This is a genomic window from Nocardia sp. NPDC049707 (assembly GCF_040674855.1).
GTDB lineage: Bacteria > Actinomycetota > Actinomycetes > Mycobacteriales > Mycobacteriaceae > Nocardia.
In genome coordinates, this window is record NZ_JBFANN010000002.1 from 375,230 (window position 1) to 391,035 (window position 15,806).

At 65.2% G+C, this 15,806-nt stretch carries 16 protein-coding genes; 7 read left to right on the top strand and 9 right to left on the bottom strand.

The features are described from left to right. Positions 1-3: 3 nt before the first annotated feature. A complete protein-coding gene (locus AB0J29_RS04140) occupies positions 4-489 on the bottom strand; it encodes a MarR family transcriptional regulator (RefSeq protein ID WP_364778870.1) in 486 nt (161 codons plus the stop codon). A 299-nt stretch (positions 490-788) separates the two neighbouring features. On the opposite strand from AB0J29_RS04140, the gene AB0J29_RS04145 reads away from it, so the two are divergent. From AB0J29_RS04145 to AB0J29_RS04155, 3 genes are all read left to right on the top strand, one after another. Further along, the gene (locus tag AB0J29_RS04145; protein ID WP_364778972.1) at positions 789-1,217 is read left to right on the top strand and encodes a cupin domain-containing protein; all 429 of its coding nucleotides are present in this window, start codon (positions 789-791) and stop codon (positions 1,215-1,217) included. Between the two features lie 381 nt (positions 1,218-1,598). Beyond that, positions 1,599-2,057: a hypothetical protein gene (locus tag AB0J29_RS04150; protein WP_364778873.1), complete on the top strand. Its 459-nt coding sequence runs from the start codon at positions 1,599-1,601 to the stop codon at positions 2,055-2,057. Positions 2,058-2,069: 12 nt separating this feature from the next. Beyond that, on the top strand, positions 2,070-3,032 hold the full coding sequence (locus tag AB0J29_RS04155; RefSeq protein ID WP_364778876.1) for a hypothetical protein: 963 nt from the start codon (positions 2,070-2,072) through the stop codon (positions 3,030-3,032). 80 nt (positions 3,033-3,112) lie between these two features. Here AB0J29_RS04155 and AB0J29_RS04160 read toward each other — a convergent pair whose 3' ends face one another. The 3 genes from AB0J29_RS04160 to AB0J29_RS04170 all read right to left on the bottom strand — a co-directional run bounded on the left by AB0J29_RS04160 (position 3,113) and on the right by AB0J29_RS04170 (position 6,379). Beyond that, positions 3,113-3,346, bottom strand: a complete 234-nt coding sequence (locus AB0J29_RS04160; protein ID WP_063043281.1) for a helix-turn-helix domain-containing protein — start codon at positions 3,344-3,346, stop codon at positions 3,113-3,115. Between the two features lie 151 nt (positions 3,347-3,497). After that, positions 3,498-5,129, bottom strand: a complete 1,632-nt coding sequence (locus AB0J29_RS04165) for an ABC-F family ATP-binding cassette domain-containing protein (protein WP_364500784.1) — start codon at positions 5,127-5,129, stop codon at positions 3,498-3,500. A gap of 149 nt (positions 5,130-5,278) precedes the next feature. Further along, on the bottom strand, positions 5,279-6,379 hold the full coding sequence (locus AB0J29_RS04170; RefSeq protein WP_364778879.1) for a phage tail tip lysozyme: 1,101 nt from the start codon (positions 6,377-6,379) through the stop codon (positions 5,279-5,281). Positions 6,380-6,540: 161 nt separating this feature from the next. On the opposite strand from AB0J29_RS04170, the gene AB0J29_RS04175 reads away from it, so the two are divergent. Next, on the top strand, positions 6,541-7,305 hold the full coding sequence (locus tag AB0J29_RS04175) for an SDR family oxidoreductase (protein WP_364778882.1): 765 nt from the start codon (positions 6,541-6,543) through the stop codon (positions 7,303-7,305). 56 nt (positions 7,306-7,361) lie between these two features. Here AB0J29_RS04175 and AB0J29_RS04180 read toward each other — a convergent pair whose 3' ends face one another. From AB0J29_RS04180 to AB0J29_RS04190, 3 genes are all read right to left on the bottom strand, one after another. Then, the gene (locus AB0J29_RS04180) at positions 7,362-9,563 is read right to left on the bottom strand and encodes an MMPL family transporter (protein WP_364778885.1); all 2,202 of its coding nucleotides are present in this window, start codon (positions 9,561-9,563) and stop codon (positions 7,362-7,364) included. 13 nt (positions 9,564-9,576) lie between these two features. Further along, positions 9,577-9,720, bottom strand: coding sequence for a hypothetical protein (locus AB0J29_RS04185; RefSeq protein ID WP_364778888.1), 144 nt, complete (start codon positions 9,718-9,720; stop codon positions 9,577-9,579). Positions 9,721-9,827: 107 nt separating this feature from the next. Continuing rightward, on the bottom strand, positions 9,828-10,004 hold the full coding sequence (locus AB0J29_RS04190; RefSeq protein WP_364778891.1) for a cytochrome P450: 177 nt from the start codon (positions 10,002-10,004) through the stop codon (positions 9,828-9,830). Between the two features lie 681 nt (positions 10,005-10,685). On the opposite strand from AB0J29_RS04190, the gene AB0J29_RS04195 reads away from it, so the two are divergent. After that, positions 10,686-11,789 carry a lycopene cyclase family protein gene (locus AB0J29_RS04195; protein ID WP_364778894.1) on the top strand — a complete coding sequence of 368 codons (1,104 nt, stop codon included), beginning with the start codon at positions 10,686-10,688 and terminating at the stop codon, positions 11,787-11,789. After that, on the top strand, positions 11,789-12,715 hold the full coding sequence (locus AB0J29_RS04200) for a Ku protein (protein ID WP_364778897.1): 927 nt from the start codon (positions 11,789-11,791) through the stop codon (positions 12,713-12,715). The genes AB0J29_RS04195 and AB0J29_RS04200 overlap by 1 nt, the downstream gene beginning before the upstream one ends. A 213-nt stretch (positions 12,716-12,928) precedes the next feature. Here AB0J29_RS04200 and AB0J29_RS04205 read toward each other — a convergent pair whose 3' ends face one another. Both AB0J29_RS04205 and AB0J29_RS04210 read right to left on the bottom strand, forming a co-directional pair. Continuing rightward, positions 12,929-13,156 (bottom strand): nuclear transport factor 2 family protein, encoded by a 228-nt coding sequence (locus AB0J29_RS04205; RefSeq protein ID WP_364778975.1) that lies wholly within the window; start codon positions 13,154-13,156, stop codon positions 12,929-12,931. A 210-nt stretch (positions 13,157-13,366) separates the two neighbouring features. Next, positions 13,367-13,804: a DUF4189 domain-containing protein gene (locus AB0J29_RS04210; protein WP_364778900.1), complete on the bottom strand. Its 438-nt coding sequence runs from the start codon at positions 13,802-13,804 to the stop codon at positions 13,367-13,369. A 257-nt stretch (positions 13,805-14,061) separates the two neighbouring features. Between AB0J29_RS04210 and AB0J29_RS04215 the strand changes: the two genes are divergently transcribed. Next, positions 14,062-15,756 (top strand): NERD domain-containing protein, encoded by a 1,695-nt coding sequence (locus AB0J29_RS04215; RefSeq protein ID WP_364778903.1) that lies wholly within the window; start codon positions 14,062-14,064, stop codon positions 15,754-15,756. Positions 15,757-15,806 lie beyond the last annotated feature (50 nt).

Below are 15,806 nucleotides of genomic sequence, written 5' to 3' on the forward strand. Positions count from 1 at the left end.
ACCTCATTTCGTCCCGCCCTCGAGGCTCGCGAGCAGTACGCGGGCTATCCGGTCCAGATCGTGGCGGTCCTTCGCCGAGAGCACCGACAACATGCGGGTTTCGTTCTCGGTATGCGCGGTGACAACCTCATCGATCAGCGTGCGGCCGGTCTCGGTGAGCGCGACCCGGATGGCGCGGCGATCCTGCGCATCCGCGATGCGCCGGACCAGCCCCGCGGACTCCAGACGGTCGAGCCGTCCGGTCATCCCCGCGCGCGACAGCATCAGTGTGTCGGCGAGCACCGATGGGTTCAATTCGAACGGCGCCCCCGAACGACGCAGTGCGGCAAGCACATCGAACTCCCCACGCTGCAGCCCGTGCGCGATGAAGACCGCCTCGATATCTCGCTGCGCCACCGCAAGCAGCCGACCCATTCGTCCGATCACCCCCATCGCCGCCAACTCGAGGTCCGGTCGCTCCCGGCGCCACTGTTCGACGATCGCATCCACCGGATCCTGTTCCGCCTCCCCGAACCTTTTGCCGGTCGTGAGTGCCGCGACAGTGTCGTTGCGGGCCGGCGGTTGAGTGCCTGGCGGGGTTCTGGACGTACCCGGCGGGTTACCCATGTGCCTGCGAAATCAGTTGTCGCGACTCAGCCATGGACAGCATTCTATTCACCCAGATATAGTTCGGTAGTGAATTATCAATCACTGAATCATATGGAGTGACCATCGTGAGCACCACCGACCGCACCTTCGCCATCCGCCAGCCGCACGATGCCGAGACCATGGTGACCCCCTCGGTCACCATGCGCCTGCTCATCGACTCGAACGAGGCAGGCGGCGCGGTCAGCCACTTGGAGGTCGACATGGCTCGAGGCGCCGACGGCGCGGCACCGCATTACCACACCAAGTCGGACGAGCTGTTCTACGTCGCCGACGGCGAATTGCAGGTGCTGGCCGGAGACAAGATCGTCACCGTGGGAGCGGGCGGGTCGATCGTGGTACCGAAACTGATGCCGCACGCCTTCGGCGCCAGCCCGGACAGCTCCGCGCGGATCCTGATCGCCCTCATGCCAGCGGTGGAGCGCTTCGGCTACTTCCGCCTGCTCGACCGCCTGACCAAGGGCGCGGCCACCTTCGAAGAGTTGGCGGCAGCACAGGAGGAGTACGACAACTGGTTCGTCGAGTCGCCCGATTGGTGGGCCGAGCGCAACGCGAACCGGCGCGATTCGTGAAGCGACGCAGCGACAATTGATTTCGTACGTAGATGGGTAAGTCGTCGGATACTTCCCAGCGCACGCTCGCGAGCGCTCGCCGAACAACCCGGCCTCCCTAGAACCCTGAACCACACCGGGCACATCCGTACCACATGATGCACAGCCGCCAATCCTGGGCAATATCGACCATGCCGAACCATCGAGAAGTAGCTCAAAGATTGCTGAAGCCCATTCGGGCCCATCCTGAAATTCTTTCGGCGCAAGCGCATCCCGAGCCGAAATCGGGTTTGCCAGCCGCGGTCAAATCTCCCGATCCGAACCGTGCGAGACCCTTGCGCGATATGATCCAGTTCCCGCTCGTGGGTCCTGGCAAATCGCGAGCAGATCGGAGAGCTCACTATGACCGACGCAATCCACCTCCCCGGTACCGGGTCGACGGGCGACCGGGTACCCGCGTTGCAGGGACTGCTGGTGGCCGAGTCGGAACGAGATTTCACGGTCGAAGTGACCGAAGGAACCTGGACCTTCCACCGCGACGATGTGCTGCGGGTCATCGACTGGGCCGACGGTGCGACCGCCGAGCGCGACGGCCGTCCGGTACTGATGGATATCCGCCCCGGCGCCACCGCCGATTTCACCCGCCGCCTACGCATCGACCTCGTCGACCGGCCGATGACGCTGGCCGAGGAACCCTCCGCGGCATCGGGAGATGAAGCGCTACAACAACTCACCGCGTCCTGGGCCGACAGCCTGCAGCTGGCCCATTGCCCGGGCACCAGCGGAGCGACCTTCACCTACTGCCAAACCAAATCGCTCGCGACCAGCGACGACGGCATAAACTGCGACAGTCTCGACTGAACGGAACTGTGTATGGCGGCGCGCCGGACAGGTTCGGTCCTCATTGTCTCCGAATCCGATGATCTGCACGGCACCGCGATGGCGGCGACGTTGCGAGAACACCACGGACTCAGCCCGATTCAGCTCGACCTGCGCGACTTCCCGCGCGAATCCGGAAGCTTCCGGCTCGATCGGCGCGGCACCGCGCGATCGCTGTCCCATGTGCTCGGACTCGACGATGTCCGCTCGGTCTGGTGGCGCAGACCGCATCCCACCCAGGTTCCGGCCGGTGTGCGTGCCTCGGATGACGCCTACCGCCAAGCCGAATGCGACGGCTTCATCCAGGGCTTACTGTGGTCGATACCGGCGTACTGGGTCAACGATCCCGGTGCCGACCGCACCGCGAGCCGCAAGATCGTACAGTTGGAGACCGCGCGCCGAGCCGGTTTCGCGATCCCGGAAACGCTCATCACCAACGATCCGGACGAGGCGCGCAGTTTCGTCGAATCACGTTCGGGCTCGGTGGTTTACAAGCGAACCGGCACCGGACGTGCCGAATTCGCCGAGACCCGAATAATCACCAAGGCCGACTTCGGCCGCCTCGCGGGCATCCGCTCCGCGCCGACCACCTTCCAGGACTACGTCGAGGCGCAGTGCGATCTGCGGGTGGTGTGGATGGACGGCATCGAATGGGCGGTACGCATCGACTCGCAGTCCGGGGTCGGCCGGGTTGATTCCCGGCTGGACACCACCGTCGACTTCGCACCGGAGCATCTGCCCGCGTCGGTCAGCAAATCGCTGGCCACGTTGATGGGCGCACTCGGCCTGAGCTTCGGCGTGCTGGATCTACGCCTCGGCCTCGACGGCGAATACTACTTCCTCGAGGTCAACCCGCAGGGCCAGTTCGCGTATCTGGAGATCAAGACGGGCCTGCCGATGTTCCGCAGCCTCGCGAACCTCCTGGTCAACGGCGACGGTGCGGTGCCGGGCTACTAGCGCGCTCGATCCCGCTCGGTGTCGGCGAAAGCCATTCGCCGACACCGGGATTCAGCCGCGCCAATCCCTTTGGGTGAACGCTACTGGCTCTTGCGGCGGTTCGCACCGCCGCGGCTGCGGAGCTGCACATGCGACTCCACCAGCACGTTGTGGATGAAGCCGTAGGAGCGGCCGGTGGACCGGGCCAGCGATCGGATGCTGGCACCCGCCTCGTACTGCTTCTTCAGCTGGGTTTGCAAACGGTCTCGTGATTTCCCCGTGACGCGTGTGCCCTTACCCAGTGTGGCCTTGACTTGTGTGGGCCTGTCGCTCATGGCTTCCTCCGAGTCGCCGAGCCGCGTCTTTCCAGGCTAGACACTCGGGAAGCTGTGATCAACGGGTGTTTGTGATAAATATCACCAATGATCCGATCCCGGAAGGTGAAACCCCATCGCGCGCAACGAAACTCCGGCCGGCTGGCCCGGATCAGGCCAGCTGAATCAGTTCCAAATATTCCGCCGACCAGTGGTCTTCCTGGCCGTCCGGCAGCAGGATCACCCGTTCCGGGGACAGCGCCTCGGCCGCGCCCGGGTCGTGGGTGACCAGGACGACCGCGCCCGCATAGGTGCGCAGCGCGTCGAGGACCTGTTCGCGCGAGATCGGGTCCAGGTTATTGGTCGGTTCGTCCAGCAGCAGCACATTGGCCGCCGAGGAGACCAGCCCGGCCAGGGCGAGGCGGGTCTTCTCGCCGCCGGAGAGCGTGCCCGCGGGCTGCTCCAGCTGCGGTCCGGAGAACATGAACGCACCGAGCAGACCGCGCAGCTCCTGCTCTCCCGCATCGGGTGCGGCGTGGCGGATGTTCTCCCACACCGTGGCCTGATCGTCGAGAGTGTCGTGCTCCTGGGCGAAATAGCCGATCTTGAGCCCGTGACCGGGCACGAGACCGCCCGCCGTCGGCGTCTCCACCCCGGCGAGCAGACGCAGCAGGGTGGTCTTGCCCGCGCCGTTGAGGCCGAGTACGACCACGCGGCTGCCGCGGTCGATGGCCAGATCGACACCGGTGAAGATTTCCAGCGAGCCGTAGACCTTGGTCAGGTTCTCAGCCATCAGCGGCGTCTTACCGCAGGCGGCGGGTTCGGGGAATTTGATCCGCGCGACCTTGTCGGCCACCCGCACCTCGTCGAGTTCGGCCATCAAGCGGTCCGCGCGCTTGGCCATGTTCTGTGCCGCAGTGGCTTTCGTGGCCTTGGCGCCGAGTTTGGCGGCTTGGGCGCGCAGCGCGCTGGCCTTCTTCTCGGCATTGGCGCGTTCGCGGCGGCGACGCTGTTCATCGGTGGCCCGCGCGTCCAGGTATTTCTGCCAGCCCATGTTGTAGACGTCGGCCTCACCGCGTACCGCGTCCAGGAACCAGACCTTGTTCACCACATCGCCGAGCAGTTCGACATCGTGGCTGATCACGATCAGACCGCCGTCGTGGTTCTGCAGGAAGCCGCGCAACCAGGTAATGGAGTCGGCGTCGAGGTGGTTGGTCGGTTCGTCGAGCAGCAGGATGGTGTCCGAGCGTCCGCCGCTGCCGTCGGAGGCGGCGAACAGGATGCGCGCCAACTCGATTCGGCGGCGCTGACCACCGGACAGCGTGCGCAGCGCCTGGCCGAGTACCCGATCGGGCAGGCCGAGGCTATTGCAGATGCGCGCCGCTTCGCTCTCGGCCACATAGCCGCCGAGCGCCGAGAAACGCTCCTCCAGCCGACCGTATTTGCGCACCGCCTTCTCGCGTTCGGCATCATCGGCCACCTCGGCCATCAGCGCCTGCTGCTTCTCCATATCGCGCAGCAGGGTGTCCAGGCCGCGGGCGGAGAGCACCCGATCGCGGGCGAGCACGTCCAGATCGCCCTCGCGGGGATCCTGCGGGAGATAGCCGATCTCGGTGGAACGCAAAATCTTGCCGGCGTAGGGCTCGCCCTCCCCCGCCAGAATGCGCAGCGTGGTGGTCTTGCCCGCGCCATTGCGTCCGACCAGTCCGATCCGGTCGCCGGCCTGCACCCGCAGTGCGGGCCCCGGGGCCGACAGCAGGGTGCGGACGCCGGCCCGGACCTCCAGGTCCGTCGCGGTGATCACAGGCTTCTCCTACGGGTACGTGGTGCTGATCGGTTGCTGCTCGATTGTGCGACGCGAAGGCGCACAAGAACCACCGATTTTACCTGGCTTCGGAGGTGCTTCCGACACCCCACGATCCAGGTGTGACCGCGCTAACTCCGCGATCGACGCTAGGCAGCTACGCCGGCCAGGCTCGACCTGATGCTGTTGGCATTCGCGACGCGCTGACCGCGGGCCTCACCGGAGCTTCGTTCGTAGTACTGATCGAACGCCGCCGCCGCGTCACCAGCCGAGGTCGCCGATCTCAGACGAGAGTACGCACCCCGCTCGCTGCCCTCCAGCTCGTGCATCATGAAATCGACTTGAAGAGTCCAGTCGGTGACGGAGCGGCGTTGGGGGTCGTTCGCGGCAAATGCCTCGAGATTCGTTCGTCGGCCACCTTCCCATTGGCAGAGGCCGATGGCTCCTTCGGCGGGGTTGTAGGCACCGGTATCGAAACCGGATTCGACCTGCATGTTGCCCAAGATGCCCGCTGCTTGTTCTGGTGTGAAGCCCTTGCGGAGGAGGTACTGGTAGATCTCGCTGGCCGTCGCTTTCCTACCCCCGCTGATGGGTTGGGCATTCGCGAAATTGCCGAGACCCGTTGGTCCGGTATTGGCGCGGCGGTTTCCACCGCTGCCGGCATAAGTAGGAAAGCTGTTGCCGCTACCGATCGAATTCGGGGCGCTTCCGCTCTCGGACGACTCCGGGTCGGTGATCTTTCCGGCGTGTTCATCCAATGCGTCGTACGCGTCCGAGACCACCTTCGCCGCTTTCCCGACCTTCTCATCGATCTTGTCGATGGCGGTGATCTGCAACTCGATGCTGCGCGGCAGCGGCACATCGGTCAGATTCGGCACACCGGAAATAATGTCCTTGACGTCGCCCACCAGTTTCTCGACCTCTTTGGTCACGGTGTTGGATACGTCGGCCGATTTCTCCGCGATCTCGGCGATACTTTTGTCCAGCGAGTTCAGATCGTCTTTATATTTGGTGTCGTCGCTCTGTTTGGCATGGTATTTCGTGACGAGATCGCCATCCTTCAGCTGCGACTCCCCAAGGCCCTTCAGCCCGTCGACCGTAATCGACTTCGCCGAACCATCGCCCACCGGCTTCACCAACTTCGCCAGCACCGCCTCTATGTGGCTGATGAAGGCGTTCAGGATAGGTGCGTCCGGGCGCGACGGCAGCGATATGTCGACAGCCGACAGCGGCGATGTGTCGGCAGCCATAGCCTCACCTTCCGTCGATACCTCGACGGCAGCTTAATCGCAGCTAGGCGCCATGCTCTAACATCGGGTCCCCGCCTCTGGGAACAGCCGCCCCGGGGCGACATCGCGCAAACCCGACCGGGTCCGCTCGGCGAATTCCAACAGCGGTAGCGTGCCATCACATGACGACCGATCTGTTGGGCAAGAGCGCACTGGTTTCCGGAGCCAGCCGGGGCATCGGCAAGGCCGTTGCGGCGGAGCTGCTGCGCCGGGGCGCCAATGTGCTGATCACCGCCCGCAAACCGGAACCACTCGAGGAGGCCGCCGCCGAGCTGCGGGCGCTCGGCCATCGGGGCGAAGTCAGCGCGCTGGCGGGCAATTCGGGTGATCCGGACAGCCGGGCGGCCGCGGTGGGTCGGGTGGTCTCGGAATTCGGCTCGCTGGACATCCTGGTCAACAACACCGGTATCAATCCGGTCTACGGCTCGCTCATGGATGCCGATCTGGAGGCGGTACGCAAGATCTTCGACATCAATGTCGTCGCCGCACTCGGCTATGTGCAGGAGGCCTACAAGGCGTGGATGCGCGAGCACGGCGGTGCGGTGGTGAATGTGGCCAGTGTCGCCGGGCTGCGCTCGACCGGCGTGATCGCGGCGTACGGCGCGTCCAAGGCCGCGCTGATCCGGCTCACCGACGAACTGGCCTGGCAACTGGGCCCGAATATCCGGGTGAACGCGGTGGCACCGGGGGTGATCAAGACGAAGTTCGCCGACGCGCTGTACTCGGCGGGTGAGGAGCGGGCCGCGAGCGTGTACCCGATGAAGCGACTCGGCGCACCGGAGGATGTGGCGCAGCTGATCGGATTCCTCGTCTCGGATGAGGCCAAATGGATCACCGGTGAGACGGTCCGGGTCGACGGCGGACTGCTGTCGACCGGCGGAATCTGAAACACCCCAACCGAACTGATGGCCGTGCGGCGAATACCGCACGGCCATCGGCCTTTCTACACCCTGGCGGGCTGGCGCAGATTGTTCGGATCGCGTCGCGACGGCGCGGACGGTCCTTCGTCGAACCCGAAACGCTCGTGCAGCTTTTCGAGTGGGCCGGGTGCCCACCAGTTCCAGTCGCCGAGCAGTTTCATCACCGCGGGCAGCAGGAAGCCGCGGATCAGGGTCGCATCGACCAGCACCGCCAGCGGCAGGCCGATGCCGAAGGACTTCATGAAGGTGATGTCCGAGGCCAGGAATCCCAAGAACACCAAGGAGATCAGGACCGCGGCGGCGGTGACGATCCGGCCGATCTTCTCCAGGCCATGGGCGACGGCAGATTCGTTCTTACCGGTGCCCTCGTACTCTTCGAGGATCCGGGACAGTAGGAATACCTGATAGTCCATGGCCAGACCGAACGCGACACCGAAGAGCATGACCGGCACGGTCGGCGGCAGATCCCCGGTCACGGTGAAATCGAGCAGGCCGGACAGGTGCCCATCCTGGAAGATCCAGACCAGCGCGCCGAAGGTCGCGGTGAGGCTCAGGGCGCTCAGCACGATCGCGACCAGCGGCAGTACCACGCTGCCGGTCAGCAGGAACAGCACGACCAGCATGATGATCACGACGTAGGCCAGTGCCACCGGCAGCGCAGAGGTCACCGCATCGAGGGAATCAGCGCTCGCGGCCGCGATACCGCCGACCAACCGCTGCGAGGGTGCGGGCACCGCGCGCAACTCCTTGGCCACCTGTTCCAGCAGCGCCGGATCGCTGGTATCCGGGGTCACCGAAAGGTATGCGGCATCCTTGGTTTCGAAGCGTGCATGCTGTGCCATGGCCGGGGCGAGCTGCCCGCCGTGGGCGTAGCTGCCGGTGGCGGTGTCGACGCGACGGACATTGTCGACTTCGGAGAGTTTCCTGGCGTAGGCGTCCAATCCGGATTTGCCGTCGGGCAGTACGACGAACAGGCCGTTGGTGTGGGTCGCGGCGAACTCACGCTGGATGGTCTCGGTGATCTGCCGGTTGTTCATGGACTCCGGCAGTGCCCGTTCGTCCGGGAGGCCGAGTTTCACACCGAGGAACGGCGTCCCGAGCAGCAGCAGGAAGGCCGTGACCGCCAGACCGATGGGCATCGGCTTGCGCATGACGAATACCGCGAGTCGATGCCAGAACCCCTCACCGGGCACGGGACGTTGCGGACGGAAGAACCAGCCGAGTTGGCCGCGATCGATGCGGCTGCCGAGCAGCAGCAAAATCGCGGGCAGCACCGTCAGCGATACCGTCGCGGCGATAGCTGCGACCACCAGACCGGCGTACCCCATGGAACGCACTGCGAGCAGCGGGAAAAACAGCAGACCCGACAGCGCCACCGCGACGGTGATCGCCGAGAAGGCCACGGTGCGACCGGCCGAACGCATGGTCGTGGCGACGGCCCGGCTGGTCACGGCGCCCGCAGCCAGTTCGTCGCGGTAGCGGCTGATGATCAGCAGGCTGTAGTCGATCGCGAGGCCGAGGCCGAGCAGGGTCGCGACATTGGTCGCGGTCGCGGCGAGATCGGTAACCAGGGTGATCAGCCACAGCGCGCCCATGGTGATCATCACGGTCAACGCCGCGACGACCAGCGGCAGGCTGGCCGCCACCAAACCGCCGAAGACGAACAGCAGGGCGATCAGGGTGATCGGGAAGGCGATGGATTCGCCGAGAGCAACGTCCTTCTCGCTCTGCTGCACCGTCTCGTGCAACAACATCGCGTAACCGCCGACGCGCACCTGCACCGGCCCGTGCGTGCCGCCATAGCGATCCGCCAGGCCGCCGACCTTTTTGTCGACCTCACCCTCCTCGCCGAGAATGCTCGCGACGATCAGCCCCGACTTGCCGTCGGCACTGCGCAGAGCGGGCGACTTGTCCATCCAGTACGACATGACACCAGCGACACCCGGCTCATTCTTCAGCTTCAACGCCAATTTCACTGCGGCCGTTGCTGATTCGAGATCGTCGACCGAGGTGTCGCTGTGCACCAGCAGCACGAAGTTCGGCGGCGCCTGACCGAAGGTATCGCGCAAAATCTCGGTGGCCCGGCTGGCTTCGCCGCCGGGATCGCTGTAGCCGCCGCCCTGCACCTTGTCGAACAACGTCGAGCTGAGCATCCCCATGAGCAGCGCCAGGCCGACAAAGATGCCGAGAATCCATTTGCTTCGCTGCTTGGTCAGTTCGAACACCGCCACACCCTCATCACTCGTTAACCGCGCCGCGATCGCTGTCCGACGAATCCGCGACCTGCCCGGCTTGCACCTGCCTGGCCACCACCCGCATCGGCAGATACTTCGGGTGCACCAGGGCGCCGATCACCGTATCGTGCACCTCGATACCGGGCATCGGGCGCAGGCGCCAGCGCGCCCGCCGATCGTAGCAACTTGCACGGCAACCCCGGTGGGCGAGAACACATTTCCCGGATACTGCCGAGTGCCCATACCGAACGGCAGCTACGCGCCCTTCGGTCGGGACTCCATTGCCGCAGGCAGCCAGCGATCCGGGTCGAATTCATCCGGATTCGGGAAGATCGCCGGATCCCGATGTACCGCAACGGGGCAGGAGGTCGCCACGGCAGGGCTACTGACGAAGACGAACCGGCCGACGCCGGCCTCCCGCGCCGCCTGCATAGCCGCCGAATGCCCTCGACATTCACCTCCCAGAACTGCGTTGGACGGTGAACACGTCACCGGCCGCGGTGGGGACCCGCTGCGCCGAGCGGCCGCAGAACCACCGCCGAGTCATCCGGCCAGGGCGGATCGCCGAAGCGAGGCCAGCGGCGCACGGTGCCGTCGGGGCAGGTCTCGTCGATCTTGTTGCGGGCATCGGCGGCCGGGTTGCGGTGATAGGCGGCGCCACCTGGGCACGGGTAGCGACTCGGAACTGCGCGGAGATCACCGCGAACAGATAGTGGCCGCGGGCAGGCATACGGGAATTCTGTTCCATTGGATCGGGGAATAGGGAGTTCCGAAATCACCACTGATATCGGCATTCGGATCCGGATCGCTCGACTCTGGGCATTCCGTCCCACAACTGCGAACATACGACGCACGGACATTTGTGACCAGCCGATGACAACACGGCGCTACTGGCAAGTCATATCGTCGCTGGAAAAGCGAGATCTGAAATGATCGCATTATGAATAGTGTCACCGTCGATATCCGTGAACTATCACAGGGCAACGCCGACCCGAAGGCCCGACAGTAAGCTCCGCACAACCGACGAACCACGCCGATAACGAAGGGGTCCGCCCTGCACACCACCGAACTTGCTGTGCCACAACGACATCCACGATCCACACGGGAAATGCGATGACCGCGGATCTCATCGTCTGCGGACTCGGACCCGCCGGTCGCGCACTCGCGCACCGCTGTCTCGCACACGGAATGTCGGTCACCGCAATCGATCCGGTGCCGGATCGGCGCTGGTCGGCGACGTACGCGGGGTGGTACGACGAGTTGCCGCACTGGCTGGCCCCCTCGGTCATCGCCACCACCGTGGCGCATCCGATGGCCTGGGGTACGACGCCGCATCGCCTCGACCGCACCTACGTCGTCTTCGATTCCGCGGCATTGCGGGATTCGCTGAATCTCGATGGCGCGCAAATAGTTGCCGACCACGTTATCGAAATTCGATACAATACAGTGACTTTGGCCTCGGGAACAGAATTCAGCGCCGAGCGTGTTATCGACGCACGAGGAATTGCCCGCTCCCCCATGCTCGCCGAGCAAACCGCGTACGGCGTGGTCGTGCGACGCGGCGCCGATATCGCACCCCTGTTCATGGACTGGCGCACAGACAACGGCACGGAACCCGATGCACCACGGTCGTTTCTGTACGCGGTGCCGCTGAGCGCGGAGACGATGCTGCTGGAGGAGACCTGCCTGGCCGGACGTCCCGCTCTGGAGACCACGGTGCTACGTGACCGCCTGCACCACCGATTGCGGTCGCGCGGAATCGAACTCACGGGAAGTGAACCGGTCGAACGCGTACGGTTCCCGGTGCAGGGCGGACGACCGGGACCGCGACGGTTCGGCGCGGCGGGCGCGTTCACCCATCCCGCAACGGGTTACAGCGTCACCGCTTCGCTCGCCGCCGCCGACACCGTCGCCCTCGGTTCGTCGGCGTGGCCCGCCCGGGCGCGAGCGGTACATGCGTTGCGGTCGGCGGGACTGCGTGCGTTGCTCGCGCTGCCGCCTGCCGACCTTCCCATCTTCTTCGATGCCTTCTTCACCCTGCCGCCGCGACTGCAACGGGCCTATCTGTCGGGTCGCACCGATCTCGGCGGTACTGCCGCCGCCATGCGCACCCTCTTCGCTGCCCTGCCGGCACGGCTGCGTCGGCGCGTCGCGACCGCGACACTCGGGATTCCGATTCGCTCGCCTATCCGAAACGGTTCGTCCATGATGGAGTGATGGCACGAGCTATCTGGAAGGGCTCGATTGCGTTCGGGCTGGTAAACGTCCCTGTCAAGGTGTACACCGCCACCGAGGATCACGACATTCGGTTCCACCAGGTGCATGCCAAGGACGGTGGCCGGATCAAGTACGACCGCGTCTGCACGGTCTGCGGCAAGTCCGTGCAATACGCCGATATCGATAAGGCCTACGAATCCCCCGAGGGGGACAAGGTCATCCTGACCGACGAGGACTTCTCGAAGCTGCCCGCCGCCGAGAAGCACGAGATTCCGGTGCTGCAGTTCGTCCCCAACGACCAGATCGACCCGATCCTGTTCGAGAAAAGCTACTATCTCGAACCCGACTCGAATACCCCCAAGGCCTACGTGCTGTTGGCGACCACGCTGGAGCGCATCGATCGGACCGCGCTCGTACATTTCACACTCCGGCAGAAAACCAGACTCTCGGCGCTGCGGGTGCGCGACGGTGTGCTTGTGCTGCAGACACTGTTGTGGCCCGATGAGGTCCGTTCCGTCGACTTCGAATCCCTGGACGGTGTCGCCGAGCCGAAGCCGCAGGAGATCAAGATGGCCGAGACGCTGGTCGAGACCATGTCCGACGATTTCGATCCGGACCAATACACCGACGAGTACCAGATCGAGCTGATAAAGGTGCTCGACGAGGCCATCGCCAGCGGCACCGGGAAGATCGTCGCTCAGCCCGAGGAGGCGCCCGCCGCGATGGATGCCGAGGTCGTCGACCTGGTGGCCGCACTGCAACGAAGTCTGGAGGCCAGTGGGCGGCGGGCCGCGGAGAGTTCCGGCAAGAAAGCCGCCGAGCCCAAAGCCAAGGCGGCACCGGCGAAGAAGGCAGCGGCCAAGAAGACCGCCGCCAAGCCCGCCAAGAAGACCGCGAAGAAGGCAACCGCCCGCAGGGGCGCCTAACCGACTACCTGCTACCAGGTACTTCGACAGCACTACCAATCGGACAGTCCGGATAACGGGTGCTGGCTCGCCGTCGACTCCGATCGGATGGTCGGGTTCGAATTGGATGCCGAGGACGAGGCTCTGCCCGCGGTACCGCCGGGCACCAAGCGGGCGCTGATCCGCCGCGGCCGACTGGCCGGTGCGCAGCGGTGCGCCCGCTAGGTGCCCGGATCAGACCATGCCGTGCGGGAGCTGGTCGGCGGCGGGCACCGGTTGTACGACATCCCAGTGCTCGGTGATCACACCGTCGACCAGCCGCCAGATATCCACCACCGCCACGCCGCGGGCATCGTCGGGCGCGATCATATGGTAGTGCACGACGGCGTATTCGGCATCGGTGATGACCCGTTTGATCTCCAGTCGGGCGGCGGCCACCGGTGCGTTCGCGGTGAACTCGATGAACGCGTCGCGGCCCGACGGATTGCCCGGACTATGCCAATAAGGATCTCGTACTGCACGGCCTCGCCGAGTTCGGTAAGGGCAATATCGAGGTGCTGCGAAACCTGTTGCACGAGAACTTCATCGAGCCCGAAAGGTGCTGCGCCGCTGATCCCTCGGCGAGGCCGCGCTCTCGACGCCGATCGCGTCGAGAGCGCACTCGGTTTTCCGTCAGCTCGCGTTGGCCGTGCACTGCGAGTCGACGATGCGCGGTTCGCGCGGCGCCGAGCTGCCGAAGTTCAGCAGTGGCGGCGGTGCGGTCGGCCCGGCATTGGCGATCGCCGCCTGCTCGGCCTCGGCCCGTGTCGGCGCCCAGGCCCAGCCCAGGTGATCATCGCCATTACGTGCCACGGCCGCACAGGAATTGGCGAACTGCACGACGACATGGCAGCTGGACAGACCGCACTGTTGCACCGCGGCGCGGTCCGAATCCGCCCAGTTCGAGTGGTTGTAAGCCCATCCGAGCGTCGCGTCGCCACGCGACGAGACCGAAATCGCCAGCGAGCCGTAGAGGCCCTCGTCCGCCTGCGCGGCGCCGGCCCCGGCGGCGACGAACGCACCCGCGGACGCGGCCGCCAGACCCATGGCAGCCTTGGACGATAGTGACATGTATTGCGCTCCCCAGTTCCGAAATGGCTCGGATCGAAATCCTGACCGTTCCGATCCGAATTGTCGAAGTCTTTGTATCACCAGAGCTGGGCGCCGTCTTCAGCGATCCCCGATACTCCCGTCTGCCGCCGCACTGACGTAGTGACCCCTTTTGCCGCCAAAACCCTGCTCTTTGAGTGCCTTTCGCATTCTCACACGACGTCCGCGGTGAATACCGTTGGGGGGTCGGCTGTGCAGGCGAGAGGGAGGTGACCTCGATGCTGGTTGTCAACGAACGGGCGACGCAACCATCCGGAGAGTCCGTGGTCGAGTGGTTGCGGACTTGGAACGGCCAATACGTCATTGTGGGCCTTGCGGTTTCGGGATATCCGATATCGGACGACATCTCCGGTGGCTCGCCACGGCAGCTGGACGTGATGGTCATTACTCCGCGCGCTGTGGTCGTGATCGAAGTGTTGGAGATCGCTGCCGAGATGACCGGCGGGGTGCACTCGGTGCGGGCCGACGGGCGCTGGCAGCTTTCCGGATTCGATGGGGAGACGGTTCCCAGCCACGACAGTGATCCCTTCGGCCAGGTGACGAACGACGCGTATCTGCTGAGCAAGATGGTGCGCAGGCAGCACCCGGACGCCCTCATCGACCGGGTCATCGTGGTCGTGCCGCCCCGAGACGCGACCATCACACTGGATACCGAATCGCGGATGCCCAGCGGTGCCGTCGTTGTCGACTCGTCGGCGCAGTTGCGAGCCTGGTTCCTTCGAACGGCGAACCGAAAGCTGATCTGGACCGCGGAACAGGCATACGAACTGCTCGGTGAGCTCGGCCTATCGCATGCGGTCACGGTCGAAGAGCTTGTGGCCGAGGGATTTCCGTCGCAATCCGGACGACCCGAGGGGCCCGCGTCGAAAGTGCTGGTGCAAGCTCATGCGTCGGCCGCGGTCGGTGCCGTCGAACTTCCCGACGACGCTCGCATATCGTCGGAGATGTCACCTTCCGGGACTCCATATCCGCCGTGGCTCCCGCCCGATATCGACGCGGAGCCGTCGGAAAACGTGGCACTATCGCCGCTCGAGGTCGGTACCGATGTGGAGCCGCACGCCCAGCTATCCGCTCCGCCAGAGCCGGTGGACCATCCGGATGCGATGCGGGAGCCGTCGGCTCCGCAGTTGTCGGCGGCATTCACGGACCGGTGGTCGTCGTGGATCGAGTCCGATGGGTTGTCGGATGTACCTCCGTCCCGCCGTGACCTCGACCGTCGAGGTCGTCCGCACCGAGAGCCACGCCTGCGGAACTGGCTGCCGACCCCACCGAAGTTTGTGGCAACGGCGGCACCACACCTGTCGAAGGCGAAGCTCCAGCCTTCGACGCCGGTTGGGCCGGAACCTCGATCGGAGGAAGGGCCGCGGTCTCGGACCGCGACCGGGTCGGGGTCGCTGTCAGACATTGATGCGCAATCATTGTCGACAGCACCGGTCCAGCCTTCGTCGATGGTTGGGGCCCAGTCGGTATCGGAGCCAGAGCCGCCGCATTCGTCGGCGGTTGAGTGGGAACCTCCGACGGAGACCGAGCCGCGACCGGTGCGATCGTTGCGGTCGGGCAGCGCGCCCGCCGCACCGCCTCCGCATCGGGCTTCGACTCCCCGGCTGGCGTCCGTGGTGCGGACCTGTGTTGCCACCGTGATCGCCAAGGGGTCGAAGCTCATCGCGGGCCTGCCGCAACTGCTCGCGACGGCGGTGGTGATCGCGGTGATAGTCGCCACGATCTGGTTACTTGTCTCCGAGGGTATGCGCGCGAAACCCACTGTGGTCGAGACCCGCCCGGAATCGAGCAGCGAGCAGGCTGTGCTGCCGGAACTGCCGGCCGCACCCCAGGCACCCACGACGCAGTGCTTCCCATTCCAGCAACAATGCGTGCGCCACGAGGCGCCGACTTCCATACCGGAGGTGAAATGACTCCGAAGCGATTGTGTCGCAGCATGATCGCTGTAGCTGAGGGCAGTCTG